19 protein-coding genes are annotated in these 21,135 nt (G+C 43.2%); 8 read left to right on the top strand and 11 right to left on the bottom strand.

The annotated features are described in order from the left end of the window. The first annotated feature begins 80 nt into the window (after nucleotides 1-80). On the top strand, nucleotides 81-2,288 hold the full coding sequence (locus FLB61_RS10190) for a type 2 periplasmic-binding domain-containing protein (RefSeq protein ID WP_221920067.1): 2,208 nt from the start codon (nucleotides 81-83) through the stop codon (nucleotides 2,286-2,288). Between the two features lie 73 nt (nucleotides 2,289-2,361). Here the strand turns inward: FLB61_RS10190 and FLB61_RS10185 are convergent, their stop codons facing one another. Next, nucleotides 2,362-4,425 (bottom strand): penicillin-binding transpeptidase domain-containing protein, encoded by a 2,064-nt coding sequence (locus tag FLB61_RS10185; RefSeq protein WP_246599198.1) that lies wholly within the window; start codon nucleotides 4,423-4,425, stop codon nucleotides 2,362-2,364. A gap of 202 nt (nucleotides 4,426-4,627) precedes the next feature. Here FLB61_RS10185 and FLB61_RS10180 point away from each other — a divergent pair, with 202 nt between their 5' ends. The 5 genes from FLB61_RS10180 to FLB61_RS10160 all read left to right on the top strand — a co-directional run bounded on the left by FLB61_RS10180 (nucleotide 4,628) and on the right by FLB61_RS10160 (nucleotide 8,919). Continuing rightward, nucleotides 4,628-5,806 carry a S1C family serine protease gene (locus tag FLB61_RS10180; RefSeq protein WP_087200484.1) on the top strand — a complete coding sequence of 393 codons (1,179 nt, stop codon included), beginning with the start codon at nucleotides 4,628-4,630 and terminating at the stop codon, nucleotides 5,804-5,806. Nucleotides 5,807-5,894: 88 nt separating this feature from the next. Further along, entirely contained in the window at nucleotides 5,895-6,884 is a 990-nt protein-coding gene (locus tag FLB61_RS10175; RefSeq protein ID WP_087200486.1) for a 3'-5' exonuclease, read from the top strand. 134 nt (nucleotides 6,885-7,018) lie between these two features. Continuing rightward, nucleotides 7,019-7,390 (top strand): GntR family transcriptional regulator, encoded by a 372-nt coding sequence (locus tag FLB61_RS10170; RefSeq protein WP_087200488.1) that lies wholly within the window; start codon nucleotides 7,019-7,021, stop codon nucleotides 7,388-7,390. A 3-nt stretch (nucleotides 7,391-7,393) separates the two neighbouring features. Further along, nucleotides 7,394-8,245, top strand: coding sequence for an ABC transporter ATP-binding protein (locus FLB61_RS10165; RefSeq protein WP_087200491.1), 852 nt, complete (start codon nucleotides 7,394-7,396; stop codon nucleotides 8,243-8,245). Further along, nucleotides 8,242-8,919, top strand: coding sequence for an ABC-2 transporter permease (locus FLB61_RS10160; protein WP_087200493.1), 678 nt, complete (start codon nucleotides 8,242-8,244; stop codon nucleotides 8,917-8,919). Before FLB61_RS10165 ends, FLB61_RS10160 begins: the two co-directional genes overlap by 4 nt. A 19-nt stretch (nucleotides 8,920-8,938) precedes the next feature. Here FLB61_RS10160 and FLB61_RS10155 read toward each other — a convergent pair whose 3' ends face one another. Then, nucleotides 8,939-9,454 (bottom strand): AI-2E family transporter, encoded by a 516-nt coding sequence (locus FLB61_RS10155; protein WP_330625588.1) that lies wholly within the window; start codon nucleotides 9,452-9,454, stop codon nucleotides 8,939-8,941. A gap of 17 nt (nucleotides 9,455-9,471) precedes the next feature. Between FLB61_RS10155 and FLB61_RS10150 the strand changes: the two genes are divergently transcribed. Beyond that, nucleotides 9,472-9,774, top strand: a complete 303-nt coding sequence (locus FLB61_RS10150) for a hypothetical protein (RefSeq protein WP_087210834.1) — start codon at nucleotides 9,472-9,474, stop codon at nucleotides 9,772-9,774. 410 nt (nucleotides 9,775-10,184) lie between these two features. Here the strand turns inward: FLB61_RS10150 and FLB61_RS10145 are convergent, their stop codons facing one another. Beyond that, on the bottom strand, nucleotides 10,185-10,517 hold the full coding sequence (locus tag FLB61_RS10145; protein WP_144018239.1) for a TetR-like C-terminal domain-containing protein: 333 nt from the start codon (nucleotides 10,515-10,517) through the stop codon (nucleotides 10,185-10,187). A gap of 160 nt (nucleotides 10,518-10,677) precedes the next feature. Between FLB61_RS10145 and FLB61_RS10140 the strand changes: the two genes are divergently transcribed. Next, nucleotides 10,678-10,974, top strand: coding sequence for an MGMT family protein (locus FLB61_RS10140; RefSeq protein WP_087210825.1), 297 nt, complete (start codon nucleotides 10,678-10,680; stop codon nucleotides 10,972-10,974). A 9-nt stretch (nucleotides 10,975-10,983) separates the two neighbouring features. Here the strand turns inward: FLB61_RS10140 and FLB61_RS10135 are convergent, their stop codons facing one another. The 8 genes from FLB61_RS10135 to FLB61_RS10100 form a co-directional block, all read right to left on the bottom strand. Then, nucleotides 10,984-12,042 carry a tyrosine-type recombinase/integrase gene (locus tag FLB61_RS10135; RefSeq protein ID WP_087200506.1) on the bottom strand — a complete coding sequence of 353 codons (1,059 nt, stop codon included), beginning with the start codon at nucleotides 12,040-12,042 and terminating at the stop codon, nucleotides 10,984-10,986. A 497-nt stretch (nucleotides 12,043-12,539) separates the two neighbouring features. Beyond that, nucleotides 12,540-12,968 (bottom strand): DUF1893 domain-containing protein, encoded by a 429-nt coding sequence (locus FLB61_RS10130; RefSeq protein WP_087210822.1) that lies wholly within the window; start codon nucleotides 12,966-12,968, stop codon nucleotides 12,540-12,542. Further along, the gene (locus tag FLB61_RS13290) at nucleotides 12,932-14,020 is read right to left on the bottom strand and encodes an ABC transporter ATP-binding protein (RefSeq protein WP_330625585.1); all 1,089 of its coding nucleotides are present in this window, start codon (nucleotides 14,018-14,020) and stop codon (nucleotides 12,932-12,934) included. The genes FLB61_RS10130 and FLB61_RS13290 overlap by 37 nt, the downstream gene beginning before the upstream one ends. 56 nt (nucleotides 14,021-14,076) lie before the next feature. Further along, entirely contained in the window at nucleotides 14,077-14,661 is a 585-nt protein-coding gene (locus tag FLB61_RS10120; protein ID WP_087200518.1) for a GNAT family N-acetyltransferase, read from the bottom strand. Between the two features lie 302 nt (nucleotides 14,662-14,963). After that, nucleotides 14,964-18,038, bottom strand: coding sequence for a beta-galactosidase, LacZ type (gene lacZ / locus FLB61_RS10115; protein ID WP_087200521.1), 3,075 nt, complete (start codon nucleotides 18,036-18,038; stop codon nucleotides 14,964-14,966). Between the two features lie 20 nt (nucleotides 18,039-18,058). After that, nucleotides 18,059-18,904 (bottom strand): carbohydrate ABC transporter permease, encoded by an 846-nt coding sequence (locus FLB61_RS10110; protein WP_221920065.1) that lies wholly within the window; start codon nucleotides 18,902-18,904, stop codon nucleotides 18,059-18,061. Then, nucleotides 18,894-19,787: a carbohydrate ABC transporter permease gene (locus tag FLB61_RS10105; protein WP_087200525.1), complete on the bottom strand. Its 894-nt coding sequence runs from the start codon at nucleotides 19,785-19,787 to the stop codon at nucleotides 18,894-18,896. Before FLB61_RS10105 ends, FLB61_RS10110 begins: the two co-directional genes overlap by 11 nt. Before the next feature lie 22 nt (nucleotides 19,788-19,809). Further along, entirely contained in the window at nucleotides 19,810-21,111 is a 1,302-nt protein-coding gene (locus FLB61_RS10100) for an ABC transporter substrate-binding protein (protein WP_221920064.1), read from the bottom strand. Between the last annotated feature and the right edge of the window lie 24 nt (nucleotides 21,112-21,135).

Genomic DNA, 21,135 nt, shown 5'->3' with positions numbered 1-21,135 from the left:
ATAAAAATAACAGAAAATATAAGTTGTGAAAAAGATATGAACAGATAAATTGAGCATACATGTGCGAGGAGGGAAAGAGTATGAAAAAAGTATTAGTGATGATCAGCGGATTTTTCTTGTTGCTTTTGAGCGCAGCAGGATGTGGGGAAGAACCGAAAGAAAAAGAAGGAAACAAGATTTATTATGAAGAAACAAACATTCCGCTTCCGGAGGGAACGGAGATGCTCTATGACATATATGAAGATGGAGGCGTTTCTGTTCTTGGAGATGCGGGAAACGGAATAGGTACTTTTTCTTACAGTGAGAAAGACAAAAGTTGGGAGCAGACAAACAAGCCATGGGAAGAGCTGTCAGACAGTGTGGTCATCGATGCAAAAGCATTCAATGAAGATGTGATTTACGTTTCCGTACTCAAGGATGCGATGCTGACCCAGGATAAAGAGGCGTGGAGTCAGCTTGCTGTCAAATATTACGTGCTCCAAAAGGACGGGGGAATGAAGGAAATTCCGATGGAACTGCCGGCGGAAGATGACCAACAGCAAAAAAATATATTTCAGTGTATGATCTGTGACGAAGATATGCTGATAGGGAAAGACAATTCGGACAGCATCTACTGTTTTTCATTGGATGGACAGCAAAAATATAAAATTGAAGAGACAGAATCTATCAACGGAATGGTAAAAGTCGACGGGCTTCTCTATGTAGCTTTCAGTTCCCAAGAGATTCTCTGTCTGGATGCAAAGTCCGGTAAGCCGGCAGATGGCGAAGAAAAGATCAAACAGTTTCTGGAAGTGTCCGACGGAGAATATGTCATTCGAGGAACAAAGGAGTCCATATACAAGATCAACAGCAAGAAAATGTATCGGTACGATCTGGAAAAAAAGACGTCAGAACAGCTGCTGGATTTTTCCCATTATGGTCTGAAAAATGGATACAATTTTAAGATACTGCCGAATGAAAATGGAGATATTTATGTTTTGTATCTTCTGCAGGATGGAACATACGCACTTGGAAAATATATTTATAAAGAAGAAGGAATCGAGGTCAAAGCAGAGGCGTTTACAATATACAGCCTGACAGAAAATTACGGTTTGCAGCGGCAGGTGGATCTTTTCAGTGCCAAATATCCGGAGATACGGATTGAAATAAAATATGGCTTGTCCGGGGAAGACGGGACAACAAAGGCAGATGCATTAAAACTTCTCAATACAGAACTGCTGGCTGGAAAAGGATACGATCTTCTTTTGCTGGACGATCTTCCTGTGGAATCTTACATTCGAGAGGGAATGCTGAAAGATCTGAATGAGATAACAGATATGGATACGCTTAGCGATGACCTTTTTAAAAATATGTTGGAGCCCTATGCCGATGAAAAGGGTCAATATGCTGTCCCATGCGGTTTCCTTTTATATGGAATCGTAGGAAAAGAAGAATATGTAAATTCTTTTGCAGATACCGATGATTTTCTGACTTTGGCTGAAAATACCGGTCTTCCATTTGCAGTCCATGATTATAACTTGTCCGAAACTGCAAATATCATATATCTCCAGCATGCTTCCGAATGCTTCAGAGATGATGGAACAGCAGATCAAGAGAAACTGAAAGAACTCTACTCCTATTTTGACAGAGTCTATCGTATTTCCGGTAATTCTTTCGGCGAAGAGTTGCAGGAAGATGGAATAGGAAATGGATGGGAAATCAATTCTATGGATCGGGCAATCGAATGGATCTATTATGACAAGCTGCCGTTTGTTATGGCTCCGTATATGTCGTCAGATGGGTTGAAAGCGGCAAAGTTTTTGGAGGATGAGCAGGGCTATTCCTGCGGATACCTGGAAGAAGAAGGAGAGCTTCTCTATAACGACCGGATGATCTTTGGAGTTCCTGAGAATACTGAGCAGGAGGAGACGGCAGGGAAATTTATCGAGTTTGTCCTGAAGGAAGGATTAAGGAAGGCAAGCAGTAATCTGATGATACTCCCGGTAAACCCTACTGTTCTGGAAGCTCAGCTGAAACAAAGTTTAGACGGAAAAGATATTTATACGATAAGCAGTTTTGGATATGAATCAGATCCGGAAATGACCGATGTCAAAGGAAAGACATGGAAGGAAGAAGAGTGTAAAAAACTTCAGGAAAAAATAAGTACGGCAAAGAAAGTAAAGTATGCTGAGGCTGAGGTACGAGAAATGGTCATAGATGGAGCCAACGATTACTGCCTTGGAAAGAAAACACTTGATGTGAGTGCAGAAGATACGGCGAGGACACTAACGCTGCGAAATCAGGAATAAAGATAATAAAAATAAAAACTGCCGGGGATGTGATTCTCCGGCAGTTCTTTATGCAAAAGAAATGTTTCTTAGACTACTGCAAATATTGATCCAACACTGCTGCGTCCTTTTCCACGACGTAGTTACTTCCGCCTTTACCATCTACGCCATCCACCATACTCACAAGAAGGATTGGCTTGGAAATGTTGGCATCGGTCGTAAAGACGCTGAACCATCCGATTTCATGCCCTTGTGTTCCCTGTTCTGATTTTAGTTCTGCTGTCCCGGTTTTTCCGGCAAGAGTCGTGTCATCCCGGTGGGCTGCGTACCCTGAACCTTCCGGTTTGTTGACAACAGAAATCAGGTCATTTACAAGGAGAGACGTATTTTCCGGGGAAATCGCTTCGGAAATCCATACTTCGGACTGGGGATCGTCTTTGTAGAGGAGATAAGGCTTCAGCATATTCCCATTGTTGGAGAAAGCAGTGTACATAGATGCGAGATGCAGAGGATTTGAAAGGATTTCGCCTTGTCCATAACCACTGTCTGCAAGCTGGATTTCATCTGTGATCTCCCCGTCGTTATCGTACTGGGAAGCAGTCATCCGGATTTCAAAAGGCAGCTCTTTGTTGAATCCAAACTTTTCAAGGCCGGCCGTAAACTTCTCTGCACCAAGGTTTAAAGCAGCCTGTGCAAAGTAGATATTGTCTGAATAGACAAGAGCGTTTTCCAGGTTGACTGGAGAGTACCCCTGAAGGGTTGTGACAAAGTAGCTTCCCCAGCTTTCGTCTTTCTGCCAGCTTGTCCCCTGACTTCCGCCGCTTTCATTCGTATTGATGGTACCCTCAGCAAGACCAATTGCCGCGGTAAACGGCTTCAGAGTAGATCCGGGAGCAAACGTCTGGCGGAAGCGGTTATACATCGGCTTTTTCTCGTCGTTATTGAGCGCGTCCCACTCGCTGTTGCTAATACCAAGGATGAATGCATTGTTGTCGTAGGATGGTGTGCTCACGAGGGCCAAAACTTCTCCAGTGTAAGGATTCATTGCAACGGAAGCACCCTCATCCTCCCGGAACTGGTCATAGAGAGACTGCTGAAGAGACGCGTCGATGGTAAGTTTGATGGTCTCTCCGTCTTTCTTTTCTCTGTAAGCCAGGATCGATTTCTGCTCTCCGTTTTCGTCTTCGATGGCGATGGTGTAGCCATTTTCTCCGCGAAGTTCTTTCTCATACAGAGATTCCAACCCGCTTTTTCCGATGACGCTGTCAGATGTATAACCTTCGCCTTTGTGTTTTTCCAGATCTTCGGCTGTCACGCTTCCAGTGTAGCCAATCAGATGCGAAGCACTTGCACCAAGCGGATAGCTGCGCACTTCTGTGGCAGTCAGTTTCACACCAGGTATCTCCAGGAGCTGATCCACAAGCGTCTCATCGGACATGGAAATCGTGGAAAGCGGAACAAAAGAGTCATCCGCAACCCAGTTCTGAGACAGAGATGACTGGATCGAATCTTCTGTAAGGCCAAGAAGGCCCGCAAGTTTTGTGATATCGGCGGATGCATCTTCGTTCATTTTTCCGGGAACGAGACCACAGGACCAGGCTTGTCCGGTTCCTGCAAGGACGGTATTGTTTCGGTCTACAATCTGCCCACGGGCAGCTTCGTCAGAATAAATGCGGACTTTATCTTCTGCAGACAGATCCGGGAAGATGACGCTGTCAGTCCATTCAAGTACATATCCCTTGTCTTTGTCCCTTTGAAAAGTGGCTGTGTTATCAAAGGAAATCTCCCCGCCAAGGCTCTGCATGACAGTTGTGTAGGAGACGATTCTTTTTGCACCATCTTCTTTCGTCTCTTTGATCTTGATTTGTATGTCTGATGCGCCGATCCCTTCGTAAATATTTTCATTGCGTGATAAAAACTCTTTTTTCTTCTCGGAATCCGGATCGATCATTTCATACATCTTTTCATAATCCTGCTTTTCGATATAGGACATGTAGGTTTTGAGAAGTTTCTCCGGTTCGGGTCCTTTATTTTTCCATTTGAAGAAGAAAACGGCTGCTGCAAGCAGAGCAATCACAAGGATGATCGGAATGAGGATCCAAAACATCCGTTTTTTTTGATTTCGTCGTCTCCTTCCCCTTCGTCTTCGTCTTGGCATAATTTCCTTTCCCCTCCTTATATTATGTGGTAGTACCATTATATTTCAAAGACAGGATGATTGCATCTCATTTTTACAATTTAAGAAAAAAATAAAGAAAGAAAGGACATCGTTTTTTCAAAATTTCATCACAGCTTTAACAAACACATGCTTTATAGTAGGTATTGTAAAAGAGAAGCAGTGAAAAAAGGAAGTGACGGTTATGAAAACAAGATGGAATAAAATGTTGAAAACAACAGTGGCTGTAACCGGGTGTGCCGTTTTATTCGGCGTGATCGGCGGCGTCGCATTTCAGGGAGTAAATTATATCGGAGGAAAAATAGGAGAAGGAAATCAGATTGCTCAGGCAGATACGAGCGGACTTACCCAGGTGTCCGATTCAGGGTCAACCGAAACCGACCTGACAAAACTTGTGGAGGAATCCATGCCGTTCGTTGTCTCCATACAGAGTATGAGCGTACAGGAGGTAAAGGATTTCTTTGGAGGGACGCAGCAGCAGACTCAGGAGGGAGCAGGGTCCGGTTTCATTATTGGCGAAAAAGACAATGAACTTTTGATCGTAACAAATTATCATGTGATTGAGGGCGCTGATACTTTGACGGTAACTTTTGTAGATGAAACAAGCGTTGAAGTCAATGTGAAAGGTACAGATTCAGAGAGGGATCTGGCTGTTGTAGCCGCTTCACTTGACGATATTGGAAGTGACACAAAGTCTCAGATCAAAACGGCTACACTTGGAAGTTCCGATGATCTGCAGGTAGGGGAAGAAGTCATTGCTATCGGAAATGCACTTGGATACGGGCAGTCCGTGACAAACGGTATTGTAAGTGCGAAAGACCGGGAAATCGACGGATATAATGGAAAGCTTATTCAGACGAATGCGGCTATCAATCCGGGAAACAGCGGCGGTGCTCTCTTAAACAGCAAAGGAGAAGTTGTCGGAATTAACTGCGCAAAGATCAATGATCAATCTGTTGAGGGTATGGGATATGCAATTCAGATATCGGATGTGTCCGGAATCATTGAAGACCTGATGAATCAGGCGACAAAGGAAAAGGTGGCAGATGAAGAACGAGGAAGTCTCGGGGTACAGGTATTGGATATTGATGCTGCCACAGCAGAACAGTATCAGATGCCGGAGGGTGTGTATATCAGAGGATTTACCGAGGGAGGCAATGCAGAAGAAGCTGGACTTCGGCAGGGATATATCATTACGGGAATCAATGGTACAAAGGTATCGACTGCAGAAAAGCTGCAGAATCAGCTAAGCTACTGCAAGGCGGGGGAAACCGTTACATTGACGGTACAATATCCGGACAACAGCGGAAGTTATGCAGAAAAAGAAGTGGAAGTTACCCTTACCAATACTTCAGGACGATAGAGAGCACGGAGACAGTACCAGGTTTTGTCTTGATTTTTCTTACTGATGCCCATATAATAGGCTTGTATGTCAGGACAGGAGTGATGGGATGAGAAAGAATCAAAAGATACATCGAAACCGATGGTACGAAATCAGCCTGGCGGATGGCAGCACAAAGATTGTAAAGGGGCAGCAGTCCATCCCGGCCGCCAGAAAAAAATATAAAAATCAGATCCGGGCTATCCGAAGGATATCCTTGGAAAGATGGAATCAATACCAGGAAAGCATGTATGGAAAGTACCTTGCTTTCCTGGATTTGGAATACAACACAGGAGAGGAGCCGGGAATTCCCACAGAGATCATCTCTGTGGGGATCGTCGTGGCAGACAGAAAAAATCTGAAAAAGAAAGAGACATACTACTCTCTTGTCCATCCGAGGATCAACACAACACTAAATCCATATTGCATGGAACTTACAGGCCTTAAGCAGAAGGAAATCGACCATGCACGTTCGTTTGCGGAGGTGTTTGCGGAGGTAGAAGAATTTTACCGAAAATGGGGAATCCGGCAGACCTATGTTTACGGAAATGCAGACAGTCCGGTTCTGCGCAACAATGCAGAGCTGAACGAAATCCCTGATAAAGTCACATATCTTACAGACGGCATAAAAGATATTGCAGAAGAGCTGTTTCTGTCCCTGTTTGACAGAGAGGGGAGTATTTCTTTGGAAAAACTGGGAAGAGTGCTCGATATCAGACTTGATGGGGAATGGCATAATGCGCTGTATGACGCAGAGCTTTTGTGGAGATGCCACAGCGCCGTAATTCACAAAGAAATTCCGGAAAATTTGCTGACACAGGCAAAAAATGAACTTGCTCTAAAAGAAATCTATATGCAAAATCGAAGATTTGACGAAGTGAAATCTGGTTTCCCGGAAGAAAAGAAAGCGGTTACGGAAGAAATCATACAGGAACTCAGAAAAGCGGCAGCTCCGAAAAGTATGAAAGAGACGGCAAAACTGCTGGCGCTCTGTGACGATATCCTCGTGCTTACCGGAGAAAGACCTCGTTATCAAAAAGAGTACACGGAATTAATTTAATATACAAAGAACAAAAAGACAGCCTTGCAGTCCGAGGTTGTCTTTTTTCTTGAAAAAATCTTGAATAAACAGTAAAGAACAGTTGACAACAGTTATATACTGTTCTATACTGTTTATAAGAAGGGGGTTTGATAATGAAACTGATCATTAACACTTCCTCAATGGTTCCAATTTACGAACAGATCATAGATCAGATCAAAGCGATGATCCTGAATCACACGCTTCAGGAAAATGAGATTCTTCCATCTGTTCGTGCGTTGTCAAAAGAACTGAAGATCAGCGCCCTCACTGTGAAGAAAGCGTACGATAATCTGGAACAGGAGGGATTTACGGTCACAGTTCACGGGAAAGGAACGTTTGTGGCAGCAGCCAATACCGAATTGATGAAAGAGGAACAGAGAAAAGAAGTGGAAGCCGAATTTGAACTGGCCATTCAAAAAGGCAGACGGTATGGCATGGACGACGAGGAATTGAAAGAAATATTTGCACTCATTTTGGAGGAATAGGCTATGTTGAAGATGAAAAATGTGAAAAAGAATTATGGAAATTTTCAGCTTGACTGTACACTGGAAGTGCCGGACGGATGTATTACCGGTCTGATAGGGGAAAATGGCGCAGGGAAAAGTACAACATTTAAAGCTATTGAAAAATTGATTTTTATCGACAGCGGAGAAATAGAAGTGTTTGGAAAACGCCATACGGAGATGACACTGGAAGACAAAGAGAAGATGGGAATCGTGCTTTCCGGAAGTATGTTCAGTGAGATTTTGAGCGGGAAAGAGATCATTCGGATCATGGACAGCATGTACCGTAATTTCAGGAAAGATCGTTTTGTAAACCTGTGCGGGAAGTTGTCAATTCCACTGGATCAGAAGATCAAAGGATTTTCTTCCGGTATGAAGGCGAAGCTAAAAGTCGCCGCCGCGCTGAGTCACGAGGCAAAATTTCTCATACTGGATGAACCGACGGCGGGACTGGATGTGGTGGCAAGAGATGAACTTTTAAATCTTCTCCGTGAATACATGGAAGAGGACGCCGGACGCTCTATTTTAATCAGCTCCCATATAGCAGGGGATTTGGAAGGACTGTGTGATGATCTCTATATGATACACAATGGAAAGATCATTCTGCATGAAGAGACAGATATTCTGCTCTCCAATTACGGATTGTTAAAGGCGGACGAAGAACAGTTTCGCAAACTTGACAAATCCTATCTTCTGCGGGTAAAGAAGGAGCACTACGGCTACAGCTGTATGACAGACCAGATTCGATTTTACAGAGAAAACTATCCGGATATGGTCATCGAAAAAAGCGGTATCGATGATGTAATCATGATGACGATCAAGGGGGAAGAAATATGAAAGGATTATTGGTAAAAGATTGGTATCAACTAAAAGAGATCAAACGGCTTATTGTAGTCATGGTGCTGGTATGTTTCTTTCTGTTTATCGGAAATGGGGGCGAAGGAAATTCCATCTCTTTTATTTTCGGATATCTGATGATCATGATGTCCATGATGGCTGTCATGACGATAGGGTACGATGAGATGAACAATGGTTTTCCATTTCTCATGACATTCCCGGTAACACGGAAGCAGTACGTAATAGAAAAGTATATACTTGGAATTCTTCTTCTGCTGCTGGGGTGGATCTTCGGGATGGTACTTAGTATAGGAAATGAGATGCTCAATACGCCAAAAGCAGAAAGCCCTTTGGTCATCCTGCTTCAGGGAGTCATTTTCTTTGCTGTAGGGCTGCTGTTCATGAGTGTTTCTATGCCGATTCAGCTGAAAATGGGCGGGGAAAAGGGCCGGATCGTAGCTGTTCTGATCCTGATGGCCCTTACCGTCGCTTTTGTCCTTGGAGGCAGAGTGCTGGGAAAAGCGGCGCCAGAAGTGCTTCAAAAAATTCTGAAGAATATGAATGTCTTCATGTCCGGAAACTTTTTTATACCGGTTGTCGCAGCGGTGGCAGCACTGTTCGTCATTTTATCTGCGTTCATTTCGGTCCGTATTATGGAGAAAAAAGAGTTTTAACCGTGTTTTGATGCTTGTTTTACCCTTTCGTGTTTTCTGAATTGCTGATCCGAAGCTCCTGTTTTCTTACATTTTTTTGGATCAGCTGATACAAAATCGTTGTGAGCGGAACACCGATCAGCATACCCCAGATACCCATAATCCCGCTACCGACACTGATCGCCACTAATACCCAGATTCCGGGCAGCCCGATTTTTCGGCCTACGACCCGCAGATAGATCACGTTGCCTTCAAACTGCTGCAATACAATGAGAAAAACAAGGAACAGGAGTGCTTTTCCTGGAGAAATAAACAACAGGAGAAGCACGCCGATCGCGCCGCCGATATAGGCTCCCAGTATCAGTACAAGGGCAGTAAATGTGATGACTACACTGATAAGCCCGGCGTAGTCCAGGTTTAGTACTGTCATCCCACAAAAGCATAGAACACCGAGGATGAAGGCTTCTTTGCACTGCCCGGCAATGTAATCTTCAAACACCTGGATGATTGTCTGAAGCAGAGATTTTACCGGTGCGTGGAACTTATGTGCTGAAATTAGAGGAAGGCAATCTGATGAAACTGGCCGAGATACTGAAGAAAAATGCGGAATGTGCTTTTTGCGTTCTGCTTGGACATACAGAAATATCAGATTTGTTTCTTGAGACAGTCAGGAAAATTGGGAATGCACTGATATCCGTTCGGGAAAATAAAGAAGCCGGCAGAATTTGCAGACAGATGCACGAAAAAGGGCTTCTCTACGGTGTACATGCCGACTATGGAACAGGGAACAGAGAGGAAATTTTAAATGACTCATGGCTAAAAAGGCAGCTGCCCCTCCATCCCCACTTTGTTTTTTGCAGGCAGACAAATCTGTGAGTGAGGACGAGAAAGATGAGATTTATGAACACATTGTGTCTGTCAGAATGAACCAGAGGTATCCGATATTTTATATGGAACTTGAGAAAGATCAACAAATGATAGGGCAGATGTTTGCTGATGAGCCTCAATGCAGGAAGCAGAAAAACAAAACATCAGATAAAACAATGCTGGAGAGATTAGTATGAATTTTCTCTACATACTATTTTCAGGCTCTCATGAAACCGCAGGCGGCATTTGTTGTTTCCATTTCACGCGGGCTGGTCATCAGCGGAATCCTGATTTTACTCCTCCCGATTGCCGCAGGGGCATCTTCTCTATGGTTTGCAATGCCTCTAACGGAACTGATGACAGCTGTTTATGTGGTATGTATGCTCATCCGGTATACAAGGCAGTTGCCAGAATAAAAATTATGAAAGAATTTCATCTGTAAGATCAGGCGGACACTGGTCGCACACATGCTTTGATACGCCGATAATCGTCTTTTTGAGAAAAAGAGCAAATTGCTGAGGCTGGATGCAGTCTTTTGTTGTGATCCATTTTTTAAATGAACAAACAATGGCGTCGGTGTAAAATTCGGCATATGGATGTACCGATTTTTCCCCGAATATTCCGGAAAGATCTTCAGACAAAATATTGAATATAACAGAGGAAAAATATTCCGCAAAGGAGTTCTGCCCTTCGATGCGGAATGTTTTTTTATAATTTTCTACATTTCTGATCTCCTCTGTAAGTAACAGCAAAATCATATTGCTTGTATGAATGGATCATATTATATTTTATCTTAAGAGAAGAAGAGGAGAATGTCATTGGACACGGATGGGAAAATGGGGGAATTTTGGACAATTCTGCAAAATTGTGTATCAATAGGATTCTAAATAACAAAAAGAGGAGACAGAGAGCGTGAAAGAAGACCTGATTTATGAGATCCTTTCGGTCGTAGAAGAGATACCGCAAGGGAATGTGGCGACTTACGGGCAGATTGCAAGGCTGATCGGAAGAGAGAAAAATGCAAGGCTTGTCGGTAAAGCCCTCAGCGTGGCCCAGTATTATGGAGACTACCCCTGTCACAGAGTTGTAAATCATGCAGGAAGACTTGTTCCGGGATGGAAGGAACAGGGGGAGCTCCTGAAAGAAGAAGGTGTACCGTTTCGGGACAGTACACATGTGGATATAAAAAAATGTATATGGGACTGTTAGGAGGATGTCTTATTTCTCTCGTAAAACCACGGCTTTGGAAGCACTTCGGCGGCGTTCATCGCTTAGTTTGGCGTAATGTTTCTTTGTGGTATTGACGTCGGCATGACCGAGTACATCTGCTACCAGATAGATGTCTCCGGTTTCACGGTACAGGGCAGTGCCATAGGTACTGCGAAGCTTATGCGGAGTAATGGTTTTCACAGAGACAGCAGAGCAGTATTTCTTTACCATTTTTTCCACAGCATCGATGCTGATCCGCTTTTTCTGACCGGAAAGAAATAGTGCATCTTCATGGCCGGAGAGGGGAGTGATGCCGTTTCTCTGGAGCTCCAGATATTCTTTCAGTGCCTTTTCCACTTCCTCGCCGAAGTAGACGATCATTTCATTTCCACCTTTCCGGATGATCCGGATGCCGTTATTTTTAAAATCTACATCCTGAATGTTCAGCCCAACCAGCTCAGAAACTCGAACGCCTGTTCCGAGCAGGAGAGTAACGATTGCGATATCACGGTATTTCTGTTTTTGATAATGATACAGCTTCACACCGGTCAGATCATTTCCATAATTTTCAATATAATCCAGAAGTGCTGCAACTTCATCGGTATCTAACTGGATGATCGCTTTTTCCTTGATTTTCGGCATATCGACAAGACGAACAGGATTATTGCTTAAAAGTTCCCGTTTGCAAAGGTAGTCATAAAAACTTCTAAGGCAAGACATTTTCCTGGCAATTCCGGTACGGGAATTGGTTTCAGTCCGGTTGTCAGGCGTGCGGTAGGCTTTGAGATATTCTTCAAATTCTTCGAAGTCTACGGGTTTTAGCATAGCAAGATCCTGAAGAGAAATCTCGGAAAGCGGTTTGTCATGAAGCGAAGGATTGGTTTCTTGAAGAAAACGGAAAAACACACGCAGATCATACGCGTATGACAATCTGGTTTTATCAGATGTCGTAGGTTCCTTGGCCCGGAAATATTCCTTTACGTAAGGAGGAAGTTCCGATAAGAATTCACGAAGCCGTACAGTATTTTCAATTTTTACTTGTTCACGGTAGGAAACAGGTTTTGCCATAAAATATACCTCCAAAATGATGTCTGTATGAATCAGTCCAAAATATGGTTTCTGAGAGTAGTTTAACATAAAACAATGGAAATTACCATACTTTTTCGGATAAATCTGTATTTGTCCGCTAAACTATTTTCAGAGATAAACTGCTGTTTTGACAGATACAAAACAATAAATACAGAAAAAAGTCATGAAAACCTTCTGTGCAAAATATGCAAGGCTCTCATGACTTTTCCCGTGTTCTCTCCAACTTTATTTATTTCAGCCCCCGCAAACATCTTCCTGTTCGAGGAGGTCTTTACAGGTGTCGAGCATATTCTGGCTTCCCAAAGCACACAGCGACAGCTGCTCGCAAAGTTTACTTAACTGTTCGGAAAATTTGCGTAAGTCTTCGTTGGTTGTACGTAAAACTTGGCTGTGAATTGCCTGTTGCTCTTCCTCTGTTACTTCAGAACAGAAAAAGCCAGCTTACGCTGACTCTTTTGATAGTGTTCACAATCCCATCAACTGGGATTTTCGATTTCTTTTAATTTTCTGCAGACTGCATCATATGCAAGATATGGATCTTCTATCTCCCGGACTGTCTCTTCCATTGGACAAAATCCGGTGTTTGTCCGATTTCTTATGGCAGGAGTTTCTGTGCCGCATGTGAAAGGAATGCCGTTTTTATGAAGAACTTCAGAAGCGGCCTTGCTTATGACAATAGCGTAGACTTCTTTTACTCCAAGAAGCACATACAATAGCGCTGCTGCTTTTCCAACCACTTTGTCTGCCACGGAAAAATCATGTACATTACGCTTGGTGTCAATCAGCCTAAGCAGAGGCTTTACTCCGCGTTCTGTACTTGTGATATAGGAGTCTCCTTTACAAAATACGCAGGTATAACTACCTTCTTTTAACATTTTGGCTGCTGTCTGTGTGTCGTGATGCATCCTTGCTTATCTCCTTCCAGTCTTTTCGCTATTATGCAATTATACAATATATAAATGACAAATTGCAAACAATTTCCGATCTTTTCAATCGGCATTGTGGTTTGTTTTCGTTTTATGTAATCTGTCTGCTCCGGAAGATTTTTACAGATCCACAGGCAAACAACGTTGCAAGGAGAAGGGATGCCATACCGTAGACAGCATAGGTCCATACAGCCTGGTTTCCCGAAGAGAAACATCATGGAAGATCCGATATCATGGACGGTCTCCACATAGAAATCCGCCATCTCAAGACGCGGAAGTTCATCCATACCTGTTAGATCTTTTACACTGTGCAGTACTCCGTAATCATCTACAAGGCGTTCCATGACAAAGTCTGTCGCAAGAAAGTCTTCCAATGTTGTGGAAATGTCCTGAGGCCGTCCTTTGTAAAGAAGGCTGCCCTCCTTCATGATAAGGATATCAGTGGCAATATGTTCGATATCAGAGACAATGTGAGTAGAAAAAAGGATGATTCGATTTTCGGAAAAATCCTGAATCATATTTCGAAAACGTATCCGCTCTTTTGGATCAAGCCCTGCTGTCGGTTCATCCAAAATCAGGACAGCAGGATCATTCAGAAACGTCTGAGCGATACCAAGCCGTTGTTTCATCCCACCTGAAAATGTCTTGATCTTCTTTTTCCCGATATCGGAAAGACCTACCGCTTTTAATAGAGTCCCAGTGCGTGCCGATGCCTCATCAGATGGCAGGTGTTTCAGGGCAGCTACGTACAAAAGAAAATCCGGTGCTGTCATATTAGGATAATATCCAAAATCCTGAGGAAGGTAGCCGATACGGTTACGGTAGCTGCTCCCTGCCTGTCGGATATCCATACCGTTATAGGTAATCGAGCCGGACGTCGGGTCCAGGATATCGCAGAGCATCCTCATAAGCGTCGTTTTTCCCGCTCCGTTTGCTCCGAGAAGTCCGTAGATTCCAGGCGTCAATGTGACACTTAAGTTGTTTACAGCAGTTTTTGATTTGTATTGTTTGGTAAGTTGGTTGATTCGCAATTCCAGTGCTTCCATAACAGGAAAAACGAAAGAATTTTCTTAGAAAAATCAGAAGATCAGAAAAAGAAATCCTTTACTTCATCAAAAGAACGGACAGGCGGCTGGGATGTCTGATGGGGACCAATCTGCTTTTCCATCCAGACCATATCGTACCAGCGGGAAAACTTATAGCCGCAGCTTATAAATCTTCCAGTAAGCCGAAATCCCATATGACTGTGGAAGCGCATACTGTCTTCCGTAAGATACGGATCTTCCTCTTTTGGAGCTGCGATACAGGCATACACGTTCAGAATGTTCTGAGCTGCAAGGACAGACTCCAGTGTTTTATAAAGAGTTTTTCCAAGTCCCTGCCTTCTCCTGTCCTTTTTCAGATAGATGGAGATCTCACAAGACCAGTCATATGCTGCACGGGTATGGAACGGGCCTGCATAGGCATAGCCGACGATGGTTTCCCCTTCCTCCGCCACGAGGTAAGGATACCGATTTAGTGTCTGTTTGATGCGGCGCTGAAATTCTGGGATGTCGGGAACATCATACTCAAATGTTACAGCTGTCTCCTTCACATAAGGTGCATAGATCGATATCAGATCTTTTGCATCTCCCGGAACGGCAGGCCTGATTATCAGGTTATTCGTATACATGGAAATATTCTCCTTCTGGGTAGTTGTTTCATTGATTATACCTCATTTTTCAAAAAGGCTCAATCTATCATTTGACGGACGGTCAGTATAGATAAAAGTAATCATACAGAAGGGATCATCTCGAAAGAAGAATTGAAAGTTTTTGCGGAATCAACATATACGAACAAAAAATTTGCCCCAAAAAGAGTAGTATATTCATACAGTTACGTTTACAAAAGCGATTCTTCTATAGTTGGCCCGATGCGTTTATAATTACGGCGACAGCGGGATTATTTCCCGCTGTCGTGAATTTTTCTTTAGCTTTATTGCTGGCCATTGTTATTCCGGACGATTTTGATGCGGAGATGGAAAATACGGTCTTCATCCCCCTTTAGAATGTATGGTTCGTGGGCCCAGGCACCCCAGCTGTTGTCGCCGCCAACGCCGGTTTGCGCTTCCAGAAGGCGAAGGACCGTCGCGTAAGGAGCAGGGAGTTCATAGTGATGTCTTGCAGATTCCATTTCATGGCATGTGTATGGAAGTACGGAAAATTCAAATGGAACGCTACTTTCTGCACGGATACCTGTTCCCTTAGTATCTGTAAGTTCCACCCAGCGAGTTTCTGTATGGTTTCCACACTCCTGCGGTACGACATAAGGGGATATGCTGTGCTCCGCTGTCGTCTCATAGACGCCTAGATACCCTCCGGACTGGCGATCTTGGTAAGTTTCTTCGGGACCCTTTCCGTACCATGAGACCCTGGACAATACCTTTGGAAATTTCCAGGAAAGTCCAAAACATGGCAAATACGGAAGTCCAGCTAATCCATGGTAAGTCTCGTGAATATCCATCGTCCCTAAGGAATCAATCTGAAAATCTACCTGACAGGATGCACCATTTCCAAGATCATACAAAATTGAAATGAGTGCGGTGCTATTTTCTGAGCGAAAAACAGTCTGCTTTACCTCTGGATAAAGAGACGCCGTTTTCCAGACAGCGCATTTTTGTGCCATATGAAACCCTTCATCATTGTCAGTAGGCGCCCTCCAGAATTCAGGTTTCAGTGTGTTGACAGGATCGTACACAAGCTCTAGATCGCCGATATGAAATGAAATCAGTTTTCCAGTATTTTTTTGGAATGTGATCCGAAAATCCGTGCCGATAACGGAAAAATTACTGTCCCCATCTACGGTTTGGATAGTGGCGTGTATATCCGGGTGGCAAGAAGAATTATTAGTCCTACATTCTACCGACTGTCCAAAGCAAATTACCTCTCCCGCCCTTTCGTATGGTGTATCTGATGTCAGAATCAGTGAAGCGGTCCGCACATACTCCCCTGCTTCATCCGGCAGAGAAAAGTCTACAGGAATAAAGGCGGTTTCCCCTGCTTTTATGGAAAGAGGAACGCTTCCGGATTTCAGGCAGTCTCCTTCTTTTTCCAATCTCCATCTGACATAATATCGATGACCATCTTCGAAAAGCTGAAGACTTTCGATACGGATTCCATCTGCCTGCGGAAAAAGCCGATATGGTTGGTACAAATAGCGGACTTCCTGAAGCTTCGGAGAAATCGTACGATCTCCACAGAGGATGCCATTTGTACAAAAATTGAAATTGCTTGGCCGATCAGAGAAATCGCCCCCATATGCCAGATACTCTTTTCCATCCGGTCCAGTTTTATACAAAGACTGATCGATATAATCCCAGATGAACCCGCCACAATATTGTGGGTATTTGTCCAGCAATTCAGTATACTCATGAAGATTTCCGCAAGAATTCCCCATAGCATGAGAATATTCACATAACAGATATGGCTTTTCAGGATTGTTTTTCAGATATGATTCCGCCTCTGCAGGTGTGGCGTACATCCGGCTTTCAAAGTCTGTAGTTTTCCCCCACATCCGGTCATGACAGACATTTTCATAGTGTACAGGACGGCTTTTGTCTCTGTTGCGAAAATACATACTCATATCGAAGAGATTCTGTCCACTCCATGACTCGTTTCCGACACTCCAGCAAAAAATGCAAGGATGATTCTTATCACGCTCCAGCATTGCACTGGCGCGGCTCAAGACGGCATCCCGCCACTCAGGAAAGTTTCCTGGAAGTGTGTAGTCATAATTTCTCGTATGCCATGTGCCATGTGTTTCAAGATTGGTCTCATCCATGACATAGACACCAAAGCGATCGCAAAGCTCATACCAGTAGCTTTGATTCGGATAATGACTTGTGCGCACCGCGTTAAAATGATTTCGTTTCAAGAACCGGATGTCCCATTCCATCTCTTCTTTTCCAATGGCACGCCCTTTTCTGGCAGAAAATTCGTGTCGGTTGACTCCATTCAAACGCATACGTTTTCCGTTAAACCAAAGAATAGAATTGCGAATTTCCACCTTTCTAAATCCGATATCCTGAGAGACTGCTTCTATAATCTGACCATCTTTGCAATGGAGAAGCAGGACTAGACGGTAGAGATAGGGAATTTCTGCGCTCCAAGCTTTTACATCCGTAATCTCTTGATGGAATGATAAATTATTTTTGTTTAGCTCCATACTTCCAGAGAGTATGATGTCTTCTTCTCGTTCTGCAATGTCCTCCATCCGAATCCTTCCATCAAGGAGTTTCCAAGCAAGAGAACTTCCGGGAGGAATTGTCCCGGTAAAGGTACACCGAACATCTAGTATCCCTTTCTTGTAGGATGAATCTAAATCTGCTGATATATCCAGATCTTTCATATGAAGATCTGGCAATGCAAAAATGGAAACATCCCGCATGATTCCGCCCATTCTCCAAAAATCCTGATCTTCCAGCCAGCTCCCAGTAGAGAAACGATATACTTCCGCGGCCAGTTTATTTTCACCTTCTTTTACAAGTTCAGTAATATCAAAGGCAGCAGGTGTGTAACTGTCTTCACTGTAGCCCACATATGTGCCGTTTAGCCAACAGTGAAAAGCGGTTTCTACACCTTCAAACTGGAGGATTAGACGTTTCCCTTTCATGTATTGTGGAATCTGGAACATTTTTACATAACATCCGGTTGGATTGTGTTTCACAGGTATTCTATGGGGAATGACCTGTTCTGTTCCATCCCATGGATAGTCGGTGTCAGTATATTGTGGATTCCCGTATCCATTCAGCTCTATATGTGACGGAACTGGAATTGTATCCCATCCAGAGCAGGAAAAATCCGGATTTTCAAATCCAGACGGAACACTGTCTGGATTTGGTGCATAAAAAAAACTCCAGGCACCATTTAACGAGAAATAAAGTTTCATTTTTCTTTTTTTCAAGGCTTCTTCTTCTGTTTCATACCAAAAGTGATCAGATGTTGGAAGAAGTCTGTTTTCCTCGAAAAATCGCGGATCTGCCAAATGTTGTTTAACCAATTCTCTTTGCATGTCTTTCTCCTTTTCCTGATTTATTTTACAGATCCCATCATACTGTTTACAAAATTCTTCTGCATCAGGAAGAAGATCAAAGCGGAAGGGATCGTCGTTATGATGATACCGACCATGATCATGCCGTAGTCCGGTGTGTAGGCAGTCCCGAGGGAGCTGATCAAGAGCGGAAGTGTCCTCTGGTCTTTTGTCTGCAGAGAGATGAGAGGCCACATGTAGTTGTTCCAGCTGGACATAAATGTGATGATAGCCGCTGCCGCATATGTGGATTTCATCATAGGCATATAGATTTTAAAGAATATACCGAATTCCCCAAGTCCGTCAATACGGGCAGACTGGATCGTCTCGAAAGGAAAGTTTTTTGTATTCTGCCGGAAGAAAAAAATCAAAAAAGCTGTACTGAGGGCCGGCAGTACCACGCCTATTTTAGTGTTCAGAAGTTGCATACCGTTGAACATTTTGAACATCGGGATTACAAGTGAGGAGGTCGGAATCATCATCGATAGAAGAATCAGTGAAAAGAAAAATTCCTTCTTTTTACTCTGATATACTACAAATCCGTATCCTGCAAGGGAGCACACCAGCATACTGAGGCATGTAATGAAAATGCTGAGAATTGCCGAATTTTTCAGACAGGTCAGCAAGTCCCCTGCTTCTAACAAATTTTTAAGATTGATAAAAAACTGATCTCCGAATGTCATTTTTCCAAGCGTGATATCCATACTTTTATTTGTGGATCCAATGATCATCCATGCAAAGGGAAAGATAGAGACGATGGAAATGATTCCGAGAAACAGATATTGTACGGCATATATCACTCTTTTTCTTGTCTTTCCGGTATTGATTACTGTCTGCTTATTTGTCATTTCTGTCACCACTCACTTTCATCTGAATCAAAGACAACACTGCAACCATGATAAAGATTGCGTACGATACAGTTGATGCATATCCGAAATCTGGGGCATACTTAAAGGACAGATTGTAAATATACTGGGAGATGGTCATCGTGCTGTTGGCCGGTCCGCCGGATGTAATATTTACAACTTCGTCGAAAAGCTGCAGTGTTCCGGTAGTGGACTGAATGGCAGTCAAAAGGATGACCGGTTTTAAAAGGGGTACTGTGATGTACCAGAATTTGTGCCATGCTCCTGCTCCATCGATTTCTGCTGCTTCATAAACCCCTTTGTCGATATTCTGCATACTGGAAAGATAAAAGATCATATTGTATCCAGTCCAGCGCCATGTAATTGCAAAGATGATGACAACTTTTGCCCAAAACGTTTCCAGGAGCCATGGAATCGGTTCGCTTATGATATGCATTGCCATAAGAACTTGGTTGATTATGCCGTCTGGTGCAAACATACTTTTAAACAAAAGAGAATATGCTACAAGACTCGTCACACATGGTACAAAGATGGCTGTTCGAAAAAATCCACGGAACCGAAGCCTAGGATTGTTTAAAATCGAGGAAATAATCAAGGCCAGAATCAGCATGATTGGAACCTGAATAATGAAATAAGTAATCGTGTTGATTGTACTGCTGATAAAGACCGGATCATGGAATAATCTTATATAGTTATCCAAACCTGCAAACTCTGTTACTGTACCCTTTCCTTTCTGCAGTGACATGAGAAATGCACTGATCATCGGCCAAAGTACGAGCCAGAGGAAGAGGACAATGGATGGGAGCACAAATGCCCATCCATTGCTTGCAAGCCGGAACCAGCTTTTTGATGTTTTTCTGTTCATAGCTTACACTCCAAATCTGTTTCTATTGTATTTGCGCTTTTACAAGTTCTTCTACCTTTTCCAACATATCCGGTATATCTTGAGAATCATCCAAAATGTTTGCCATCTGTGTGACAAGAACAGAATCTACTTCGTCAGAATATACTCCTACCTGGATCGGCGGAACCTTTTTTGCCCACTCTGCGAAGTTGGCCCAGATTGGTTCTCCGCTGAAATATTCAATCGGTTCATTGTACGCTTCACTTGACTGCGCCGGAATATATGCCCCGATAGCTCCAATGTCGATAAGGATTTTTTCATAGAACTCCGTGTCATTTGCGAAAATCTCATTAAGAAAATCTGCAGCTACATCGCTGTTTTCTGCATTTTCCAAAACGAGCCAGTTGGACCCGCCGCGATTTCCGTAGTTGGTGCCTTGATCAATATTAAGACGCGGCATTCTTGTAACTTCCCAAAGGCCGGACTGGTCTTCCTGTGCCGTGATGGTCGGTACGATCCAACATCCACTTATGATGGAAGCTACATCTCCATTGTTAAGTGCTGCTGCCATATCTCCCCATCCGGTTGTTAGTTTGATAGATCCACTGTTCATCAGCTCTTTGTATATGCGGCATCCCTCTTCTATGACAGGGTTGCCGGAAATATTAAGCTCCCCATCTTCTGTGAAATACCATGTACCGGAAGACTGCATAAAATCTCTCATGATAGTCATTGTGTTGGGATCCATTGTCATCAAATCTTTTCCCGTTACTTCTTTTACTTTTTTTCCAATCTCAATGAGTTCATCCCAGGTAATATCCGTGAGATCCTCTTTCGTATATCCTGCCTGCTCCATGTAATCTTTACGGTAGAAAAGTCCTTCTGTTCCGATATCAAATGGAACACCGTATATACCATCTTCAAATGTGAGAACTTTTATTTTGTAATCCGCAAATTTTGAAAAATCTACAATATCAGACATATCTTTGAATTCTCCAGGATAAGACTGGATATATTTCTGAACGTTTGCATCTTCACTTAAGATAATATTAGGAAGACCGTCTGTGATTCCAGAACTTAAGTTTGTGTTGAGCTTCTGGGTAATATCATCGTAAGCATATTCCATGATTTCAATGTCTACATCATCGTGTTTTGCCTCATACCGCTTTGCTGCCTCTTCCATTACAGGGATATTGTACTCTACATCCCAGGCCCAGACAGTTACTTTCTTTTTGCCGTCCTCGGTTTTGCCATCCTCTTTATTTGAGCTGGAACTTCCGCAGCCTATCAACAGACCTGCGGTCATTGCTGTTACCATTAGTACCGATATGAGTTTCTTTCTCATAAAATAGTTCCTCCTTCTACTTAA

The organism is Sellimonas caecigallum (assembly GCF_019754295.1).
Lineage (GTDB): Bacteria > Bacillota > Clostridia > Lachnospirales > Lachnospiraceae > Sellimonas > Sellimonas caecigallum.
The sequence above is the reverse complement of the archived record's forward strand: the minus strand, read 5'-3'. Positions and strand labels throughout refer to the sequence as shown.

What these genes read in the sequence shown, in the direction of transcription:
- FLB61_RS10110 (WP_221920065.1), bottom strand. Translation starts at nt 18,904, where the DNA reads ATGACAAATAAGCAGACAGTAATCAATACCGGAAAGACAAGAAAAAGA.
- FLB61_RS10165 (WP_087200491.1), top strand. Translation starts at nt 7,394, where the DNA reads ATGTTGAAGATGAAAAATGTGAAAAAGAATTATGGAAATTTTCAGCTT.
- lacZ (WP_087200521.1), bottom strand. Translation starts at nt 18,038, where the DNA reads ATGCAAAGAGAATTGGTTAAACAACATTTGGCAGATCCGCGATTTTTC.
- FLB61_RS10185 (WP_246599198.1), bottom strand. Translation starts at nt 4,425, where the DNA reads ATGCCAAGACGAAGACGAAGGGGAAGGAGACGACGAAATCAAAAAAAA.
- FLB61_RS10160 (WP_087200493.1), top strand. Translation starts at nt 8,242, where the DNA reads ATGAAAGGATTATTGGTAAAAGATTGGTATCAACTAAAAGAGATCAAA.
- FLB61_RS10175 (WP_087200486.1), top strand. Translation starts at nt 5,895, where the DNA reads ATGAGAAAGAATCAAAAGATACATCGAAACCGATGGTACGAAATCAGC.
- FLB61_RS10105 (WP_087200525.1), bottom strand. Translation starts at nt 19,787, where the DNA reads ATGAACAGAAAAACATCAAAAAGCTGGTTCCGGCTTGCAAGCAATGGA.
- FLB61_RS10190 (WP_221920067.1), top strand. Translation starts at nt 81, where the DNA reads ATGAAAAAAGTATTAGTGATGATCAGCGGATTTTTCTTGTTGCTTTTG.
- FLB61_RS10100 (WP_221920064.1), bottom strand. Translation starts at nt 21,111, where the DNA reads ATGAGAAAGAAACTCATATCGGTACTAATGGTAACAGCAATGACCGCA.
- FLB61_RS10180 (WP_087200484.1), top strand. Translation starts at nt 4,628, where the DNA reads ATGAAAACAAGATGGAATAAAATGTTGAAAACAACAGTGGCTGTAACC.
- FLB61_RS10135 (WP_087200506.1), bottom strand. Translation starts at nt 12,042, where the DNA reads ATGGCAAAACCTGTTTCCTACCGTGAACAAGTAAAAATTGAAAATACT.
- FLB61_RS10150 (WP_087210834.1), top strand. Translation starts at nt 9,472, where the DNA reads ATGAAACTGGCCGAGATACTGAAGAAAAATGCGGAATGTGCTTTTTGC.
- FLB61_RS10170 (WP_087200488.1), top strand. Translation starts at nt 7,019, where the DNA reads ATGAAACTGATCATTAACACTTCCTCAATGGTTCCAATTTACGAACAG.
- FLB61_RS10120 (WP_087200518.1), bottom strand. Translation starts at nt 14,661, where the DNA reads ATGTATACGAATAACCTGATAATCAGGCCTGCCGTTCCGGGAGATGCA.
- FLB61_RS10130 (WP_087210822.1), bottom strand. Translation starts at nt 12,968, where the DNA reads ATGCATCACGACACACAGACAGCAGCCAAAATGTTAAAAGAAGGTAGT.